Raw genomic sequence first — 18,554 nt, 5'->3', positions numbered from 1 at the left:
TGTTCCCCTCCTTTGGAATTTCTGTGATTATTATACCATTACATTCAAAAAACATTTTGCATTTAATAATCAGATGCAATATTAAAGAAATGGATACCGGATATCTGGATGCGTCTTGTATACTATCAGTGATGTTTGTTGTTAAATTAACAATCATATTATAGAAAAGGATGGAGGATTATACATGAAAAAATACGCAAAAGCGGCAGTGCTTTTAACCTTGGTCTTGGCTTTGGGAGCTCTTTCAGGATGTTTGGGAACTACAGGACAGGCAGAAGGACCGTATATAATTGAAGCGGAGCGGGCCATTTCAATGGTAAAAGACGGAGCGGTTCTGGTTGACGCCCAAATGGCGGATGCCTACGAAGCGGCTCATATTGAAGGCGCCGTGAATATTACACGAGGAGACATAGTAGTCAATGAACCTTTTCCCAACATGGTTGGAGGAAAGGATCAGATCGAGAAAATACTTGGAGAAAGCGGAATCGACAACGGAGTGCAGATAATTGTATATGACGATAACAATCACATGGATGCTGCAAGATTCTGGTGGACGCTGAAAGCCTACGGCAATGATCAGGTTAAGGTCGTTAGTGGGGGTTTGAAAGCTTTGGAGGCATCCGGAATGAATAGTTCAACGGAAGTTCCCAATGTGAAAAGTGTTTCTTATGAAGCCGGAGAATTTGACGAGACAATGATTGCGACTGTGGACACCGTAATAGAACAATTAAATTATCCCGATCCCGATACCTTCTTGATAGATACAAGAACAATTGAGGAATATGAAGAGGGAACAATCCCTAGTTCGATTCATATTAATTATGTTGAAAACCAATACAGCGACGGAACCTACAAGTCGGCTCAGGACATTGCAATAATGTACATGGAAAATGGAATAGAAAAGGATTCAACCGTAATAATGTATTGCAAGACATCCATAAGAGGGGCGCAAACCTATCTTGCGCTTGCAAATGCAGGGTATGAAAACCTCAAGCTTTACGACGGAGCATGGTTGGAATGGTCTTCCGACAAGGCCCTTCCGGTTCAGCTGCCAAGTGGCGAAAAAGTTGAATTTAACGAACAGGATGCATCATAAAAAGTTATTAAACTCCTTCATATATTAAAAGCCAAGCCGCTTACAAGTGACTTGGCTTTTAATAATAAAGAATTGGCTAATAAGTTTTCTAATGTTGCATTAGCAAATTGTTTTATTGAGACCGTATAAAAATTGGTATAATAAATTTGTTAATTAAATAACACAAAATATGAGGAGGAATTCTATTTATGTTTAAAAAGAATAAATTAATACTTGTGATTGTGACAATGCTTATATTAGCTCTTGTTGCAGGATGCGGCACTCCGGCACCGGAGACTCAAACCGAGCCGGCAGAAAAAATCGAAAAAACTGCACCCGTCGAGGTTTCTGTTTCGAGCGAGACGGGTGCCATGGAGCTGGCTGTTGAAAATTATTTCGCAGACAAGCCTGCCCATAACTACAAAATCGCGCAGGATGCTTTTGTAGAAAAGGTTAAAAATGAAGAGGACATGTTTGTACTCGACATCAGACAGCCTGACGTTTACGCTGAAGGCCACATCAAGGGAGCTATAAACGCACCTTGGGGCGTTGCAATAAGCGACAATCTTGACAAGCTCCCAATGGACAAACCCGTTTATGTATATTGCTACACGGGTCAAACTGCAGGACAGACTGTTGCGCTTCTCAATTTTGCGGGATTCGAGGCATACTCGGTAAACCTCGGTTGGAATCTTGGAATCAGCAAGGTTGCAGGAGTTGAATCCGTTACTGTAACGGAAGCTTCCGATTTTGATTCTGCTGTAAATACGGAAATAGATAAAGATATGATGACTGCAATAGCTTCATACTATGAAGGTTTGGCTGATGTAAGCGATACCATCTACAAGAACTACAAGATAAGCGAAGACAACCTCAAGAAACTGATTGACGAGAAAGACGACAGCATATACATTCTTTCAGTAAGAGGCGCAGATGCCTTTGAAAGCGGTCATATAGCCAGGGCATTCAATATACCTTGGGCTGCCGGAATGCAGGAATCCTTCAATACAATCCCTAAAGACAAAACTGTAGTTGTTTATTGCTACACGGGTCAAACCGCGGGTCAGACGGTGGCCGCGCTTAGAATGCTTGGATACGATGCCGTTTCATTAAATGGTGGAATGGGAATGGAGGCTAATGCTCCTTCCGGTTGGAGCAACAAAGGCTATGAAACAGTAAAATAATTTTTTAAAATAAAAGCGCATTGCCTTAGAGGCAATGCGCTTTTATTTTTGAGAAGTGCCAGAATACCCGTGACTTTAGTCATAGGATGTTCAAAAGTTTAATCATAAAGAAAAAGGTATTATGGACATATGTTCAAAATGGTGGCATAATATTAAGGAACATTATTTTAAGAGAGGTATTTACAACCATCGAAAAGGGTGGTAAAATTGTCTATATACAATGATAATGATTATCAATATCAAAATAGAACAGGAGGCAGACTTATGGTTATTGCAGAAGCGGAAGCCAATTCCTTTGTGATAATTGATTGCATACATTCGGGGAGAAATCTTAAGATGAGGCTTTACAACATGGGTTTGACACCAGGGGTTAAAGTAAAGGTGCTTTCCAGCGAGAAAAACAACGCAATTGTCATTAGCGTAAGGGGATCAAGGTTGGTTCTTGGAAGAGGAATCAGCGAAAAAGTAGAAGTGAGAAATTTGGGGAAATAGGGGTAAGTAAATGGATAAACAGATAAAGGTGGCGCTTGCAGGCAATCCCAACAGTGGCAAAACGACTCTTTTCAATGAGCTGACAGGTGCACGCCATTATGTTGGGAACTGGCCTGGAGTTACCGTTGAAAAGAAGGAAGGCCGTTTTGAACACGGTGAAGAAAATATTCTTTTGACCGACTTGCCGGGAATTTACAGCATATCTCCATATACAATGGAAGAGATAGTAACAAGAAAGTACATCATAGACGAAAAACCCGATGTAATACTCAATATAGTGGATGCGTCCAATCTCGAGAGGAATCTGTATCTCACCATACAACTCATAGAAATGGGAAGGCCAGTGATAATCGCCCTTAACATGATGGATGTGGTTGAGAAAAAAGGGATAGGAATAGATATTGATGCTCTTTCAAAAAGGCTTAACACACCCGTTATTCCGATAACAGCATCGAAGATGGGTGACAAGGATAGGCTGCTTGATGCAGTAGTAGAAACGGCGAAGAGCTCGTACATGTATTTGCCCATAGAAGTAGACTATGGAGAGGATATTGAGGATAGGATAGAGGACACGCATTCTCTCATTGACCACTTGGCATGTCTCAACAAGTTTAACCACAGGTGGCTGTCTCTCCGAGTTATAGAGGAAGATCTTGAAATAATGAACTTGATGGGAAAGGGTCAAAAGGCCTATCTCAATCCTGAAAACCGTCATGGGGAAAGATACGAAGAATTGATTGTCAAAAAGAAATACGAACTCATTAACGATATTGTCGACGAAATCCTAATTGACAAGGAACGCGACATGGAAACGGTTTCCGACAAGATAGACAAAATAGTAATGAACAAGTATCTTGGAATGCCGCTTTTTATATTGATAATGCTCGGCGTTTTTGCATTTACATTCGATGTGGTGGGAAATAGGCTTTTGACATTGGTTGATGTGTTTTTTTCCGACATACTTGCAAACGCGGTATTTGGGTGGCTTGCGAGTGCGGGCGTATCGGACTGGCTCATATCTTTGATAGTGGAAGGAATCATCGGAGGGGTCGGGGGTATATTGGTATTTTTGCCAAACATAGCAACGCTTTTCTTTGCGATATCTATCCTTGAAGATAGCGGATATATGGCAAGGGTCGCCTTTATAATGGACAGAACCATGAGGCGCATAGGTTTGTCGGGCAGGGCTTTTATTCCGATGATTCTTGGTTTCGGTTGCAATGTGCCTGCAATAATGAGCACGCGCACGCTTGAGAACAGACAGGACAGGATGACGGCGATACTCATAAATCCTTTCATATCCTGTTCGGCAAGACTGCCGGTTTACACACTCTTCGCATCTGCTTTTTTTCCTAGGAGCAAGGTTATGGTAGTATTTTCGCTCTATTTCTTGGGAATAGCAGTAGCGGTTATGGTGGCATTCGTATTCAAGAGAACAATCTTTAAAAGCGAACCGAATCCTCTATTGATAGAATTGCCGCCCTACAGGATTCCAACCGCAAAGGGAATAGGGATACATGTATGGGAAAGAGTCAAGGAGTTCATAGTTAAGGCTGGAACTCTAATATTTGCGGCTTCCATAGTTATTTGGTTTTTACTTAACTACAATCTTGGAGGACCGGCCGCCTTTGCGGACAGTTTTGCAGCATCTATAGGTAAGCTCATAGCTCCAATATATGCTCCACTTGGTTTTGGGAATTGGAGGGCATCGCTTTCGCTTCTGACGGGAATTGTTGCTAAGGAAGTAATTGTAAGCAACATGTCCATTGCATATGGCGCCGGGGCAGGCAGCGGGGTAAGCCTTATGGAGGCTCTTTCCGGTTCTTTTACATCGCTTAGCGCCTACAGCTTCATGGTGTATGTCTTGCTTTACATCCCTTGCATAGGGGTTATTAGCGTAATCAAAAAAGAAACTGGTTCATGGAAATGGACTGGCTTTTCAGTTGCATATCAATTGATAATAGCTTGGGTTATCTCTTTTGGAGTGTATCAAATCGGCAGCTTGTTTGTCGGATAGGAGGCTTTAAATGGGTCAGATACTTACATTCATAATAGCCGGTGCAATTCTCATATATGCCTCTTATATAATATGGAAAAATTTTGTGAGGGTAAAAAAGGGACAGTGCCCGGGAGGCTGCGGAACATGCGGCAAGAGCTGCGCATACAGAGACGAGGATATTAAAGATGGCCATGCAAAAGATGATGAAATATAGACCGCAGCGCTTTTTTGAAAACGCTCATTTTAATACTATTTACCATTCTCAGATCCGAAGTATTTCGGATCTGAGCTATGTGCGGAAAAGGCTTGAATTGGACGACGGTGATTTTATGGATCTGGATTGGTCTATTGTGGGAGGAACGACGCTTGCCGTTATTCTCCATGGACTCGAATCGAGTGCAGATAGACCGTATATGAAAGGCATGGCTAAAACCCTGAATGATTCGGGGATGGATACATTGTGCATGAACTTCAGGGGCTGCGGAGGACAGACTAACCGTCTATTGCGTTTTTACCATAGCGGGGATACAAATGATGTGAGACAGCTGCTTCAATATGTTTTGAATGAAACTGATTATAAAAATATTTTTATGGTCGGGTTTAGCCTAGGAGCCAATGTTCTACTCAAGTTTTTGGGAGAGGAAGGGGCAAATGCTAGGGATAGCTATTTGATATCGAAGGCGGCTGCTGTTTCCGCGCCCTATGACCTTGCGTCAGCCTCGATAGCTTTGGATTTGCCAAAAAACCTTTTTTATAGAAAGCGTTTTCTGAGGAAACTCGGCGAGACCCTTAAAAGGAAGAAAACTACTTATCCCGATGAAATCGACCTAAGCGGTTTTCGAAACATACATACAATAAAGGGTTATGATGACAGATATACAGCACCGATTCATGGGTTTAGGGATGCGATGGATTATTATGAAAAGGCAAGCTCCAAGCCGTATCTGTCGGAGATTTCAGTGCCTGTAATGATAATTAATGCATTGGATGATCCTTTCCTAGGACATGAATGTTATCCGGATGAAGAGGAAATGAAGGTAAACGATTGCATAGACTGGGTTATTACCGAATTTGGAGGGCATGTGGGTTTTTCCCACACAGGGAAAGGTGCATTTTGGCATGAAAAAAGCATATGCAAGTATTTTATTGACGGGCAGGGTCAATAATCGATTTACCCATGGCGAACAGGTTTCCCGGATGAACTTTTGTGGTATATTCATCATATAAGACTTATTTGGAGGATTTGCCGTAATGGATTCGTTGGTCGGTTTAATAAAGGAAGTAATGACATACATTAACGAAGAAAACCTCGTGGCGGCTATAGGGTACTTGAGGGAATTCGGATTCATTTTGGGTATTGGACTTGTTTCAATAGAGGCCTTTTTACCTTTCCTTCCGTTGGTTATTTTTGTGACAGTAAATGTATTTGTTTTTGGATTTTTCTTCGGGTATATCTATTCTTGGGTTGGAACATCGATAGGAACAATACTGGTTTTCATGCTGCTTAGAAACTTTGGAAGCCATGGCCTGTTCAATAAAATCTACGCAAATGATAAAATGGCCCATAGGTTAGAGAGATTAAAGGAAAGAGGCTTCACTCCTTTTTTCTTGTTGTATTGCTTTCCGTTTACTCCAAGTTTCCTTGTTTCATTCATAGCCGCATTGTCAGATCTTTCGACCGAGCGATTTGTGGCTGCAACACTTGCCGGGAAGCTGGTGATGATTCTTTTCCTAAGCATCATAGGGTATAATTTCAAGGCGATGTATGACAATCCTGTTCGTTCTATCCTTGTAATTACGCTTATGGTTTTTGTGGGATATGTTTCAAAGGTTTTTCTTGAAGGGTATGAAAAGAAGCATTTTAAATCGTGAAACTTTAACAAAAGCTCCCTAAAAGGCAATTGCCTTTTAGGGAGCTTTTGTGTTAAGAACCAATCACATTATTGCCATTTATGAGAAGCGCCAAAATACCCGTGACTTTAGTCGTGAGATGAATGGCAGCACCTGTTGATGACGAAGGTCTTAAAAGCTTCTGCCAAGGGTGAAAGCGCTATTGTCCGGTTGTAGACAAAATAGAAATCTCTGAAGATATGCATGTCCTTTACCGGAATTATTATAAGAGAGCCTTCGTTCAGGTCCTTAAGGACGGCGTGCCTCGAAATGAAAGTCAGCCCCATATTTTTCTTGAGGCATTGCACAATCGTTCTGTTGTTTTCGATGAAGGCTCGTATGGTTAGATCTGAAATGAAAATGCCTTGCTTTGAAAGTGCTTCCTCAAGAGCTTTTCTTGAGCCGGAGCCTTTTTCACGCAAGATGAATTTAAAGTTTTTCAATTCATCAGGAGTAATCTCTACCGATGAATACATATCTAATGGTGGAGCTGCCAATATGATTTCATCGCTCATAATCTTCAGATATTCCAGTTTTTTGGAATCTATTTTCGAACCCACTATGCCAAAATTGATTTCTCCCTGAAGAATTTTGTCAATAACAATGCCCGAATCGTACTTGAAAATCTTGTAGTTTACATCGGGGAAAATCTCATTGAACGACATAAGCATATCCGGCAGCAAATACTCCTCCGGCACCGAACTGGCCGAAATCTCCAGAAGACCTTCTATTCTACCGTTATAGTCATTCAGTGAATATATTGCATAATCGCGACTATTCAAGATATCCACGGCGTATTTGTAAAGGATATCTCCCGCCTGCGTAAGATAAATTTTCTTAGATGACCTATCAATAAGGGTAGCATTCAATTCATATTCAAGATTTTTGATATGAGTGCTAATTGTGGGTTGGGTAATGTAAAGGGATTCAGCGGCTTTGGAAAAACTCTTGAGCTTTGCGATTGCTACAAAAGCCTCCAATTGTTTGATATCCATGTGCAAGGTTCCTCCTAAATGCGTCGCTATAAGTATATCACGGGGTTTGAATCAATTGAATACTTTCAAGCTTGTTTTATTAGTTGCGGGGTAAAAAAAGCATAGGACCCCGCGGAGGCGGCGCCGGCCCGAGCGTTGCTGATAAAAGATTTTACGGAATGGACTGAAATGGTATATAATAAAGAAAAAACTGAGAGGTGATATTAATGATTGTTGCAAATATGGATTCGGTAAAAGAGATTAAGGTTACAAATCCTGAGGCTAAAGATGCCTTCATGAAGGTCTTGATAGGCGCTGATGAAGGTTGGTCGGATTATGTTATGAGGGAATTTGAATTGGGTGTGGACGGCTTTTCGCCAAAGCATGTGCATGACTGGCCCCATATAAACTATATAATTGCAGGGAATGGAGAGCTCCAAGTAGGCGACAAGGTTTATGCCATAGAGTCCGGCGGATACGCGTATGTTCCTTCAGGAGAACTTCATCAATTCAGAAACATAGGAAAAGACAGATTGAAATTCATTTGTATAGTACCTAAAGAAGGCCATAAATAGAAAGGGAAGTGACATATGACTGGTAGGGATTTGGCCATATTGGTTGTTCCAATGCTGCTCTCTCTGATAATCAGCTTGGGATATGCCAAAAGCATGGCGGAAAAAAAGATGGAATTTCCCAAGATTTTCACAAAAGCGCTAAGCATCCATGGGCGTATAATGCTTTTTTCAGCAATAGGATGGGCTTTATATGCTAAGGAATGGAACACTAAAATGATTGGTGCCTTGTATCTAGGAATAGGATTTCTGATTATAGGAATGATAGAATATGTGTCCATAAATAAAATGACTAAGAAAATATGAGAAAGACCCAAGGGCCTTTCTCATATTTTCTTTTTCGCATTAATGCTTTACAAATTTAGTTCGCTAAAGTATAATACTTTTGTGCTATAATTCGAAACAATAAAAAGTAAAGGGGAAATTAATTTGAAAAAAATTCTAGTATTGTTGATGGTATTGGCCATGGTCATGGCTGCCTTTAGTGGATGTACACCAAAGGAAGAGCCTGAGGTCGTTGAAGCGCCGGATTCTTTGCAGGCAATAATGGATAAAGGTGAATTTGTTCTTGGTTTGGATGACAGTTTCCCACCAATGGGATTCAGGGACGACAATGGAGAAATTGTTGGCTTTGACATCGATTTGGCTAAAGAGGTTGCAAGCAGAATGGGCATTGAAGTTGTTTTAAAACCGGTAGACTGGGATGGAATCGCTCTTAGCCTTAAAAATGGCGATATTGATGTAATATGGAACGGACTCACGATTACCGACGAGCGCAAAGAAACAATGGGCTTCACAAAGCCTTATCTTAATAATAGACAGATCATCATAGTTAGACTTGACTCCGACATAGCGGCAAAAGCGGACCTTGAAGACAAGGTTGTCGGTGTTCAATTGGGAAGCAGCTCCGATATTGCATTAAACGATGAGGCTGCAGTTGCCGAAAAACTCAAAGACATAAGAAAATATTCAAATAATGTTGAAGCGCTTCTTGACCTTGCCAATGAGGGAACTGACGCTGTAGTTGTAGATGAGATTGTTGGAAGATACTATATCGCCAAGAAACCTGACATGTATAAAGTTTTGGATGACTACTTCACAGACGAGGAGTACGGAGTTGCATATCGCAAGGAAGACACTGCCTTCGGCGAAGAGCTCGATAGAATCTTGGATGAAATGAAAGCCGATGGAGCAGCCGATGCCATTTCAGAGGAATGGTTTGGGGAAGCGATAGTAGTCAAATAGGAGCTGGAGAATTTGGATAAGCTTTTAAGCATAACCTTATATATACTGAAAGGCAGCGGGGTCACCTTGGGGCTTTATGCCGCAACGGCGGTTTTCTCACTGCCTCTTGGGCTTATGTTTGCTTTAGGAAAAATTTCAAAGAACAAGATTTTAAGCAGTGCGGTAGGCATATACACTTGGGTTTTCAGAGGGACTCCCCTTCTGCTCCAACTATTTTTCACTTACTATGGCTTGCCGGTATTTGGAGTGCGCTGGAGCGGACCGTTTATTCCGGCTGCATTGACATTCATAGTCAATTACGCGGCATACCTGACGGAAATTTTTAGGGCGGGAATACAATCCATTGACAAGGGACAGTATGAAGCAGCAAAGGTTCTTGGAATGAATTACAGCCAGACAATGCGAAAAATAATCATACCGCAGACGATAAAAAGGATTCTTCCTCCTTTGGGCAATGAGGCCATAACTCTAGTCAAGGACACCGCGCTTGTTTCGGTAATCGCATTGGCGGAAATATTGAGAAATGCCAAGGAAATTGTTACCAGGGAGTTTATAATCACGCCTTTTTTCATAGCGGCAGCGATTTACCTCGTTTTTACATCGGTGATTGTTTTGACATTCAGCCGCATGGAAAAAAAATATTCGTACTATGAGTAGGTGTATTCATGAAAATGATTGAAATAAAAAATGTTTCGAAAAATTTCGGACCATTAAAGGTGCTTGATGGAATCAATTTGGAAGTAGATCGTGGAGAAATCATATCGATCATAGGCCCTTCCGGAGCCGGGAAAAGTACACTTTTAAGATCTGTAATACAATTAGAGTCCATTGATGAAGGAATAATGGAAATTGAGGGCCTCAAGATTGTGAGCAGAAAGAATAGGGAAGATGACGGGATAATTAAAAAAAATACCGTCAGTGATGGTCTGGCAAAAATGGGAATGGTTTTTCAGGGATTCAATCTGTTTCCGCATTTGACCGTTTTTGAGAATGTTATGGTTGCTCAAACCCTTGTCAAGAATAGGAGCAAGAGCCAAGCAAGAGAAAAGGCGAAGGCTATTTTGGATAAGGTGGGCTTGATGGACAAGGAAAACAGCTACCCTTCACAGATTTCGGGGGGGCAAAAGCAGCGCGTGGCTATCGCCAGAGCATTGGCTATGGATCCGGATATAATGCTATTTGATGAACCGACATCCGCACTTGATCCCGAATTGATAGGGGAGGTACTCGGAGTCATAAAAGCCCTTGCGGCGGAACACATGACGATGATGATAGTCACCCATGAAATGAACTTTGCCCGGGAAATATCGGATCGCGTAATATTCATGGAGGACGGAAAAATTGTAGAAGATGGACATCCCGACAAGATTTTTGTCAATCCCGAGCATCCGAGGATAAAAATATTCCTCGACAAAATACTATCTTGATTTTATGAAGCGGCCGCAATTTTGCGGTCGCTTTTAATTTTGATGTGAAACACAAAGAAATCAATGGGCAATTGCCCGTATTTTTAGGAAATATGTGGATAATAAAATAATCTTGTGGTAAAATAATAGTGAAAAAGAGTTGGATTCATGAACTATTTATTTATTTTATCTAAGCAGTCGTGCAAAAAGAATGCATTGGAGGTTGTATATGATAGGTGCAAAGATAAGAAAGCTGAGACAGGAAAAAGGTATGACATTGAGCGAATTGGCAAAGCAGGTTAATTTTACTGCGAGTTATATTTCTCAGATTGAACGAAGCATTATTGATCCTTCACTTTCTTCGCTTAGGAAAATCGCGTTGGCGCTGGACACCCCGATTTACAGTTTTCTTTCAGAGGAAAATGCCGATCATTTTCTTATAAAGGCAGAAAAGCGTAAAAAATTGGCGTTGCCTAACAGTACAATGATATATGAATTCGTTACTCCGATGGCCTCAAACAAGACGATAAGACCCAAGATGGAAATCATCTATATTCATATGGATGCAGAAAGCTGGAGCAATGAGGATTACTTGTCCCACAAAGTCGATGAATGCATTTTTGTTTTGCATGGTTCTTTTCATGTATATCTCGGGGAAGAAAAGTATGTTCTTGAAGAGGGAGACAGCATCTACATACAGGAGAATGTAAGCCACAGGATATACAATCCATTAAAAACAGTTACAACTGCAATTTCGTGTTTTTCTCCTTCATTGTATTAATAGATATTTGTGCGTCAAAAGGTCTGCCCTGCAAAAAGGACAGATCTTTTTTTATGCTCTTACAATGCCGTATTTTTTCATCTTTCGATATATTGTGTTTCTGGATATTCCAAGAACCTCTGAAGTTTGTTTTATATTGTAACCGTTCTCTTCCAAGGTACTTAAGAGTAGGTCCATACTGGAATCCTCCAGTCTTTTGGTTTCATCAGGCGTTTTTTTAGTGCATTCCAGACCGGCTTGAATAAGATGGCTTTTTTCAAGGAAGCCACCCCCTGACATGAACATTGCAATTGAAAGTATGTTTTCCAATTGACGTATGTTTCCTGGCCAGTCATATGCTCGAATCAATGAAAGCGCTTCGTCCGAGAGCCTGGAGACAGGCTTCTCCATTTCCGGATTGATTTTTTCGATGAAATGTTCGCAAAGTTCTTTAATATCTTCTTTTCTTTCTCTGAGTGGCGGGATCTTTAGATATAGGATTTTAAGCCTGTAGTAGAGATCCTCCCTAAATTGTTTTTTTTCGATCATGGATTCCAAATCCCTGTTGGTTGCTGCAATTATTCGAACATCTGTGGTTATTGTCTTGTTGCTGCCTAGTCGAGTAACCTGCTTTGTTTCGATGGCTCTTAGCAGTTTTGCTTGCATCTGCATGGGCATTTCGCCTATTTCGTCGAGAAAAAGGGTTCCGCCATCGGCCAATTCAAATTTACCGGATTTTCCGCCCTTCTTGGCCCCTGTAAACGCTCCCTCATCGTAACCGAATAATTCGCTGTCAAAAAGATCTATAGGGTAGTTTGCGCAGTTTATTGCCACAAATGGGCCCGATTTTCTGTCACTGAAATTATGGATTGATTGTGAAAAAAGTTCCTTTCCTGTTCCGCTTTCACCCTCGAGAAGGGTGTTTTTATTTATATTTGAAAATTCCTTTGCAAGATTTATCTTGTTTTGAAGAGCTAGGCCGCTGCCAATGAAGTCGTTGAATTCGTAAATAGCCCTATGACCTGCCATATTACTGGCAATTTGGTACGAACGCTTTATCCTGCTGAAAATATCTATTGCACCCATGATATTTCCGTCATTGTCAAATACGGGATAAGCAGAATTCATGAGATGTGACGGTTTTCCCTTGTAGTTGAGATTATATTCAAAGTCCATCTGCGTTTTTTTTGATTTTAGTATCTGTACAAGTATAGTGTCCTTGAAAGGGGGGTGGTTGAGGTTTTTGCCGATGACCTTGCTCTTGTCGACTCCAAGCAAGCTGCAGGCGCTTGAGTTGATGTAGGTTACATTTCCATCCTTGTCGCAGGCGGATATGCCGTCGTCTATGGCATCGAGATACTTTAGCAGAATCCTGTAGGACCCATTTTGCCTTTCATTTTCAAGCGCAAGGGTTTCAAGACTCTTGGATATCCGATCCAAATCAAAAAAGGCTTCGGGTATCTCGTTTTCTGATATGAGCAGAAGAGAGTATCTGGGTTTCTTTAGCATGTGTGGAATATTCTTTAAAAGGTATAGTGTTGTCTTGCCGTATCTTATCATGAAGTTATGTTTTTCTAAAGATGACTTAGCGAAAGAAAACATCCTGTTTTCGAAATTGCATTTTTTTAAATCTGCGTCACGGGAAACAATGGACAATATTCTGTCTTCCCTGTCCACCAAAAGCAATGCGCTGCTTTTAAGAGGGTATATGGATGCAATGGAAGGGAAAATTTTGTTGATGAAAAATTCATCCAAAGATCCATTACTTTTGGGCTTAGTCGATTCATGGGTGAGAGCATACAAGGTTTCGCATAGAAGTTTTGACATATCATTTTCTCCTTAATTATATTGTGTTACATATATGGTACATGTTACATTATGCAACATGCGTTGTAAAGTATAATTTAATAGTAAAAGTATTAATGAAAAGCGTTGAAAATAGAGGGGAATTTCAGAAAATACGGACGGATTCGTTTTTTAACATCCCTAAAATGAACGAAAAAGACCGAATATAGTGCTCCAAAATGTGACATGAAGCTCATTGTGGCGGTGGGACGATAAGTGTATTATAAGGTGGATTAAAATTGTTTACCTGGTGAAACCTTGTGTTTGCAATGCTTAGATAAAAAACGAAACACGTATCATGCAAAGTGGCATGGTATTTGCTTGTATATAAGAAATGAATGAATGGGGGTGTGGCAATTTTATCTCCAACCTGTCTGGCAGATAATCCCTGATCATGATAAGCAGCAATCATTCCTCTTTGATCTAGTCTTAAATGTTTGAAACTTCTTGGTACTGTGGTATGCTGTGTTTGTGCCATAGTCCCAATCTCCGTATAAGATTTATTGTCTTAAATCAATCATACACGGTAATGGGGTTCTGGCACATTTTTATTTTGCACCAATAAAGGGGGTGCATTTATTTAATTATACAATCAAGCGGCAAATGTTTCATATTTGCGATTGATGTAAAAAGTCCGTGCAACATTTCGGAATCTAGGGCAGTATTAATCTGAGTCATTTGGTATTTCCTCCTCGGATTGATGGCTTATAGACAACTCTATTTTACCCGAGGTTGATGCTGAATGGCTCATTTTTATTAATTTCACCATTATACGCATTTAATCTTTCCTTATAATATATTCAAGAGGGGAGGTGATATTATATGTGAAATTTATAGTTTTTTAAACATTGTATTTTAAACCAACTTAAAAGGAGGTCACTTAAATGACAAAAGAAGAGTATTATGACACAAATTATGAATTGGACGAAATCGAGGTTGATCCACGATTTGTAATTTGTGAAAAAGAAATGAAATTAGTTTTTAGTATACAATTGGCGTTCACAACTGTAATGATAACTTTGGGATACTTTTTAGGAAGAGGCGATCCAAAAGATTATACATATATTTTGGGAATGCCTACTTGGTGGTTTGTATCAATTGTGACAAGTTTTATCTTTTTTGGAATTATTGTATATGTGGTTAAGTTCAAGTTCCAAGATATGAGTTTAGATGATACAATTGAAAGTACTGAAGGGTGATAAACAAATTATTACTGTATCATAAATACATTTAAATAAAGGAGTGGAAAAAATGTTTGAGGTAGGTAGAAGTGCTAGAATTGCCATAATTATTACTTTTATAATATATTCCATATTCATGATTGCTATAGGTATATACTCGAAAAAAGTAATGGACAAAGCAAAAGATGATAAATATATGGATGAATATTTTACGGGTAATCGTACGATGGGTCCACTAGTTGTTGCTATGATGATAGCGGCCGGACTATGTAGTGCGGGTACATTTCTTGGAGGGCCGGGATTGGCTTGGAGTGTTGGACTTACTTGGGTGTTAGCAATTTTAGCACAAAGCTTTATGAATTTTGCAATTCTTGGAGAAATAGGGAAAAAGGTTGGAATCGTATCAAGAAGAATTGGTGCACAATCTTATTTAGACTTATTTAGCTCTCGATATAATAACAATAAGTTAATTGGGATTTTTGGTGTTTTAGCAATTTTGATTTTTTTGGGCGGTTACGATGTTGCCCAATTTGTAGGTGGTGCGAGGCTATTTGAATCGATGACAGGTTTGCCTTACATATTAGGACTAGTTATTTTTGCAGGATTAGTATTAATAACCGCTGCTTTGGGTGGCATAAAAGGAGTTGCAACGGCTATAGCTTTTCAAGGAGTTATTATGACAGTAGCTGTAGTAACATTATTTGTAGGGGCCATTAAGTATGCTATGCCATTGCAACAAACATATGAAACTCTAATTAGCATTGATCCGAAATTAGTGACTCCATGGAGTTGGAGCATTCCTTATCAAATTTCTTTGTGGATTACATATGGACTTGTTTTTATAGGCCTACCACATGGTGCTATGGGAGCTTTAACATATAAGGACACAAAATCTATGCACCAATCAATTATTTTGGGCGGAGGATTTGTGTTAGTGTGGTCAATAATACTAATATGGGTAGGGAGTTTAGGCCGTGCCATGTTCCCGGAATTAACAGTGGCTGACCAAATAATTCCTGCAATAACTATGACAGTATTACCGCCATGGATGGCAGGATTGACGTTAGCAGGTGTAGCTGGTGCTATACAATCAACAGTTGGAGCAATGATTATCGTATTAAGTAGTACATTCGTTAGAAATGCATATCAAACATTTATTAATCCAAAGGCTGATAGCAAAAAGTTGAAAAAGGTAGCCATAGCTTCAACAACGATCATTACTCTTTGCATATTTGCTTTAGCAATTAATCCGCCAAATAGTTTGCAATACATAATAACATTTGCAATAGGTGGTTTAGGTTCAGCATTCTTTTGGCCAATGTTATTAGGCGTATATTGGAAAAGAACAAATGAATACGGGGCAGCAGCGGGCATGATAGGTGGAATGGTCACTTATATTTTAGGAGCAGGGAATTTTTTAAATATAACTATGGGTATGAATGCAATTGTAATTTCACTAATAATTTCAGGAATCTTAACTGTTTTAGTTAGCAAGGTAACACCTAAGGCTCCTAAGGGAATTATTATGATATGGTTTGGCAAGACTTATCCTAGCGTTATTACAGAAAGATAATTTAAGTCAACTAATAAAATTTTATTGGAGGTAATTATATGTATAACTTTGATTTGTTAATAAAAAATGCAAAGATAGTAGACGGATCAGGTAATCCGTGGTATTTGGGTGATGTTGGTCTAAAGGATGGAAAAATCGCATATGTGGGCAAATTATCCGAAGATGCCTACTCCGGTGAAACAATTGATGCAAAGAAGCAGGTTTTATCACCTGGTTTCATTGACTGTCATACACATTCCGATTTTGTGCTTTTAAGAGATCCTGGGATGCTATCTAAGTTAAAACAAGGTATAACGACTCAAATGATTGGATGTTGTGGGATATCTCCAGCACCAATAAGTCCAGACAAGGTAGAACTTCTGGATAAATATGTAGGAGCTTTTAAGGGTGGGGCAAACCCTGAATATAATTGGGAAAGGTTTGGGGAGTATTTAAATGTAATTGATGATTTAGATCTTGGTACTAATATTGGTGCATTTGTTGGGCAAGGGACAATAAGAATAAATGTGATGGGGTTTGATTCAAAACTTCCTACAAAGCAAGAAATTAAAGAGATGCATGATCAACTAGAAGAAGCGATGAAAGATGGTGCATTTGGCCTTTCTTCTGGATTGATTTATCCTCCTGGTATATATTCACAACCAGAAGAGATAGAGGAAGTTGCTAAAGCTTTAAAAGAATTTAACGGAGTTTATCTTTCGCATATGCGAAATGAATCATATGATTCGGTTAATTCAGTTAAAGAGCTTATTAAAGTTGCAGAAGTAGCTGGCATAGCAGTACAAGTTCATCACCACAAAGCTGTGGGGATAAAAAATTGGGGAATTGTGAAGGAAACTATTAAGTTAGTGGAGGATGCCAGAGATAGGGGGATTGATGTTACAATTGATCAATATCCATATACTGCTGGTAGTACTACACTAAGAGCTTGCCTTCCACCTTGGGTGCATGAAGGTGGAGTAGATAAAATTATTGAAAGATTAAAAGATTTAGATACAAGAAAACGAATAATAGAAGAGATTAATACAAATGATGAATGGGAGAATTTTATTAAGGAGTGTAATGGTGCTGAAGGAGTACTGATTTCTTATACACCTGAAACCTCTGAATATGAAGGTAAGACCCTTGCCCAAGTTGGTAAAATGTTAGGAATAGACCCACTGGAAGCACTACTTGATATAATTATAGCTAATAAGGGAATTGATGCTGCGTGTTATTTCATGCTAGCCGAGGATGATGTTAAGTATGTAATGCAAAGGCCATACACTATGATAGGTTCAGATTCTATTGCAGCTGCGCCAGGTGCTAAATGTCATCCGCGTTCGAGTGGTACTTTCCCAAGAGTTCTTGGGAAATATGTAAGGGAAGAGAAAACATTGAGATTAGAAGAAGCTGTTAATAAAATGACAGGTTTTACAGCAACAAGATTTAATCTTCAAGGAAAAGGCTTGATCAAGGTGGGCATGGATGCTGATCTTGTAATATTTGATCCTGATACAATTATTGATGGTGCTGATTTTAAAGACCCATTTAAAGACCCTATAGGAATAAACTATGTATTCATTAATGGGGAAATTATAATAGACAATGGATCGTATACAGGAAAAACTGAAGGAAAAGTTTTAAGAAGAATTTAATATGTTATCTAAAAAGAGTATTATTTTTACCTAAATTGCAACAACAAGTTGAACTAGTCTTTCTGTAATATCAATTAATCTCAGCTGTAAAGTAATATTCTGAGCTGGTCTTCGAAAGCTTCATCAGAAATCTTATATCTGAGAATCTTTCGAAGCAGCGTATTGCACCAAGTTTGAATATGGGGAATTGTTGCTATAGAGTATTAGTTCATATGTTTTCCCTTAGGTATAAAGTGTCTAATCAAATCGTTATGGCGCTCGTTGGTTCCACGCTCGCTTTGAGGTATGTGGATGAGTGAACTGTATGGTTGTTGGAGGTTCTAGCGTAATATATTTAGAGAATTCGGATTATTTACTAGACAGGGATTAAGATTTCTGTTATTCTAACATCATACTAAAATTTTAGAAGACTAATTAATAAACGAAAATGTTTTGGCAAAAGTGTAAAATAGGGTAATACTGTAAAGAAGAAATGGGAACGATGTTCAAGAGCTTTGGACCGGAGCGTGATGCCCAGTTCAATAGCGATAAAGGAAGAGAGTATGCTTTAAATGAGCTGATTAATCAGCTCATTTATCTATATTCGATGTCAAACAGAATGGATAGGGAAGAGATTTTAAGTCGTAACTTGAAACTGTAAAGGGCAACATACTCAAGTAGTATGCAGCAAACAAGACGATTTCCAAATACCGGAAAGCGTCCGCGCCAAACATATTATTGT

At 39.4% G+C, this 18,554-nt stretch carries 18 protein-coding genes; 16 read left to right on the top strand and 2 right to left on the bottom strand.

All coding sequences use genetic code 11. The features are described from left to right. The first annotated feature begins 184 nt into the window (after window positions 1-184). The 7 genes from JJE29_03515 to JJE29_03485 all read left to right on the top strand — a co-directional run bounded on the left by JJE29_03515 (window position 185) and on the right by JJE29_03485 (window position 6,622). A complete protein-coding gene (locus tag JJE29_03515; protein MBK5251686.1) occupies window positions 185-1,096 on the top strand; it encodes a sulfurtransferase in 912 nt (303 codons plus the stop codon). A 188-nt stretch (window positions 1,097-1,284) separates the two neighbouring features. After that, window positions 1,285-2,259, top strand: coding sequence for a rhodanese-like domain-containing protein (locus tag JJE29_03510; GenBank protein MBK5251685.1), 975 nt, complete (start codon window positions 1,285-1,287; stop codon window positions 2,257-2,259). Between the two features lie 264 nt (window positions 2,260-2,523). Further along, window positions 2,524-2,751, top strand: a complete 228-nt coding sequence (locus tag JJE29_03505) for a ferrous iron transport protein A (GenBank protein MBK5251684.1) — start codon at window positions 2,524-2,526, stop codon at window positions 2,749-2,751. 10 nt (window positions 2,752-2,761) lie between these two features. Continuing rightward, on the top strand, window positions 2,762-4,768 hold the full coding sequence (feoB, locus tag JJE29_03500; protein ID MBK5251683.1) for a ferrous iron transport protein B: 2,007 nt from the start codon (window positions 2,762-2,764) through the stop codon (window positions 4,766-4,768). A 10-nt stretch (window positions 4,769-4,778) separates the two neighbouring features. After that, window positions 4,779-4,964 (top strand): FeoB-associated Cys-rich membrane protein, encoded by a 186-nt coding sequence (locus JJE29_03495; GenBank protein ID MBK5251682.1) that lies wholly within the window; start codon window positions 4,779-4,781, stop codon window positions 4,962-4,964. A 79-nt stretch (window positions 4,965-5,043) separates the two neighbouring features. After that, complete coding sequence (locus JJE29_03490; protein MBK5251681.1) at window positions 5,044-5,916, top strand: alpha/beta fold hydrolase; 873 nt, start codon at window positions 5,044-5,046, stop codon at window positions 5,914-5,916. A gap of 85 nt (window positions 5,917-6,001) precedes the next feature. Further along, on the top strand, window positions 6,002-6,622 hold the full coding sequence (locus JJE29_03485) for a TVP38/TMEM64 family protein (protein MBK5251680.1): 621 nt from the start codon (window positions 6,002-6,004) through the stop codon (window positions 6,620-6,622). A gap of 107 nt (window positions 6,623-6,729) precedes the next feature. Here the strand turns inward: JJE29_03485 and JJE29_03480 are convergent, their stop codons facing one another. Next, window positions 6,730-7,635: a LysR family transcriptional regulator gene (locus JJE29_03480; protein ID MBK5251679.1), complete on the bottom strand. Its 906-nt coding sequence runs from the start codon at window positions 7,633-7,635 to the stop codon at window positions 6,730-6,732. A gap of 206 nt (window positions 7,636-7,841) precedes the next feature. On the opposite strand from JJE29_03480, the gene JJE29_03475 reads away from it, so the two are divergent. From JJE29_03475 to JJE29_03450, 6 genes are all read left to right on the top strand, one after another. Further along, window positions 7,842-8,189 (top strand): cupin domain-containing protein, encoded by a 348-nt coding sequence (locus JJE29_03475; protein MBK5251678.1) that lies wholly within the window; start codon window positions 7,842-7,844, stop codon window positions 8,187-8,189. A gap of 15 nt (window positions 8,190-8,204) precedes the next feature. Beyond that, entirely contained in the window at window positions 8,205-8,492 is a 288-nt protein-coding gene (locus tag JJE29_03470; protein MBK5251677.1) for a hypothetical protein, read from the top strand. 123 nt (window positions 8,493-8,615) lie between these two features. Then, window positions 8,616-9,431, top strand: a complete 816-nt coding sequence (locus tag JJE29_03465; GenBank protein ID MBK5251676.1) for an amino acid ABC transporter substrate-binding protein — start codon at window positions 8,616-8,618, stop codon at window positions 9,429-9,431. 3 nt (window positions 9,432-9,434) lie between these two features. Further along, window positions 9,435-10,088 carry an amino acid ABC transporter permease gene (locus JJE29_03460; protein MBK5251675.1) on the top strand — a complete coding sequence of 218 codons (654 nt, stop codon included), beginning with the start codon at window positions 9,435-9,437 and terminating at the stop codon, window positions 10,086-10,088. A 14-nt stretch (window positions 10,089-10,102) separates the two neighbouring features. Next, complete coding sequence (locus JJE29_03455) at window positions 10,103-10,858, top strand: amino acid ABC transporter ATP-binding protein (protein ID MBK5251674.1); 756 nt, start codon at window positions 10,103-10,105, stop codon at window positions 10,856-10,858. A 208-nt stretch (window positions 10,859-11,066) separates the two neighbouring features. Then, complete coding sequence (locus JJE29_03450; GenBank protein MBK5251673.1) at window positions 11,067-11,618, top strand: helix-turn-helix transcriptional regulator; 552 nt, start codon at window positions 11,067-11,069, stop codon at window positions 11,616-11,618. A gap of 51 nt (window positions 11,619-11,669) precedes the next feature. Here the strand turns inward: JJE29_03450 and JJE29_03445 are convergent, their stop codons facing one another. Then, window positions 11,670-13,424, bottom strand: a complete 1,755-nt coding sequence (locus JJE29_03445; protein ID MBK5251672.1) for a sigma 54-interacting transcriptional regulator — start codon at window positions 13,422-13,424, stop codon at window positions 11,670-11,672. Between the two features lie 902 nt (window positions 13,425-14,326). On the opposite strand from JJE29_03445, the gene JJE29_03440 reads away from it, so the two are divergent. The 3 genes from JJE29_03440 to JJE29_03430 are packed head-to-tail and all read left to right on the top strand — an operon-like array spanning window position 14,327 to window position 17,833. After that, window positions 14,327-14,641, top strand: coding sequence for a YhdT family protein (locus tag JJE29_03440; protein MBK5251671.1), 315 nt, complete (start codon window positions 14,327-14,329; stop codon window positions 14,639-14,641). Between the two features lie 52 nt (window positions 14,642-14,693). Further along, on the top strand, window positions 14,694-16,196 hold the full coding sequence (panF, locus tag JJE29_03435; protein MBK5251670.1) for a sodium/panthothenate symporter: 1,503 nt from the start codon (window positions 14,694-14,696) through the stop codon (window positions 16,194-16,196). Between the two features lie 38 nt (window positions 16,197-16,234). Next, a complete protein-coding gene (locus JJE29_03430) occupies window positions 16,235-17,833 on the top strand; it encodes a D-aminoacylase (protein ID MBK5251669.1) in 1,599 nt (532 codons plus the stop codon). The last annotated feature ends 721 nt before the right edge of the window (window positions 17,834-18,554 follow it).

It is taken from the genome of Peptostreptococcaceae bacterium, from assembly GCA_016649995.1.
Taxonomy (GTDB): domain Bacteria; phylum Bacillota; class Clostridia; order Peptostreptococcales; family BM714; genus BM714.
This window is presented reverse-complemented; position numbering and strand designations above follow the sequence as displayed.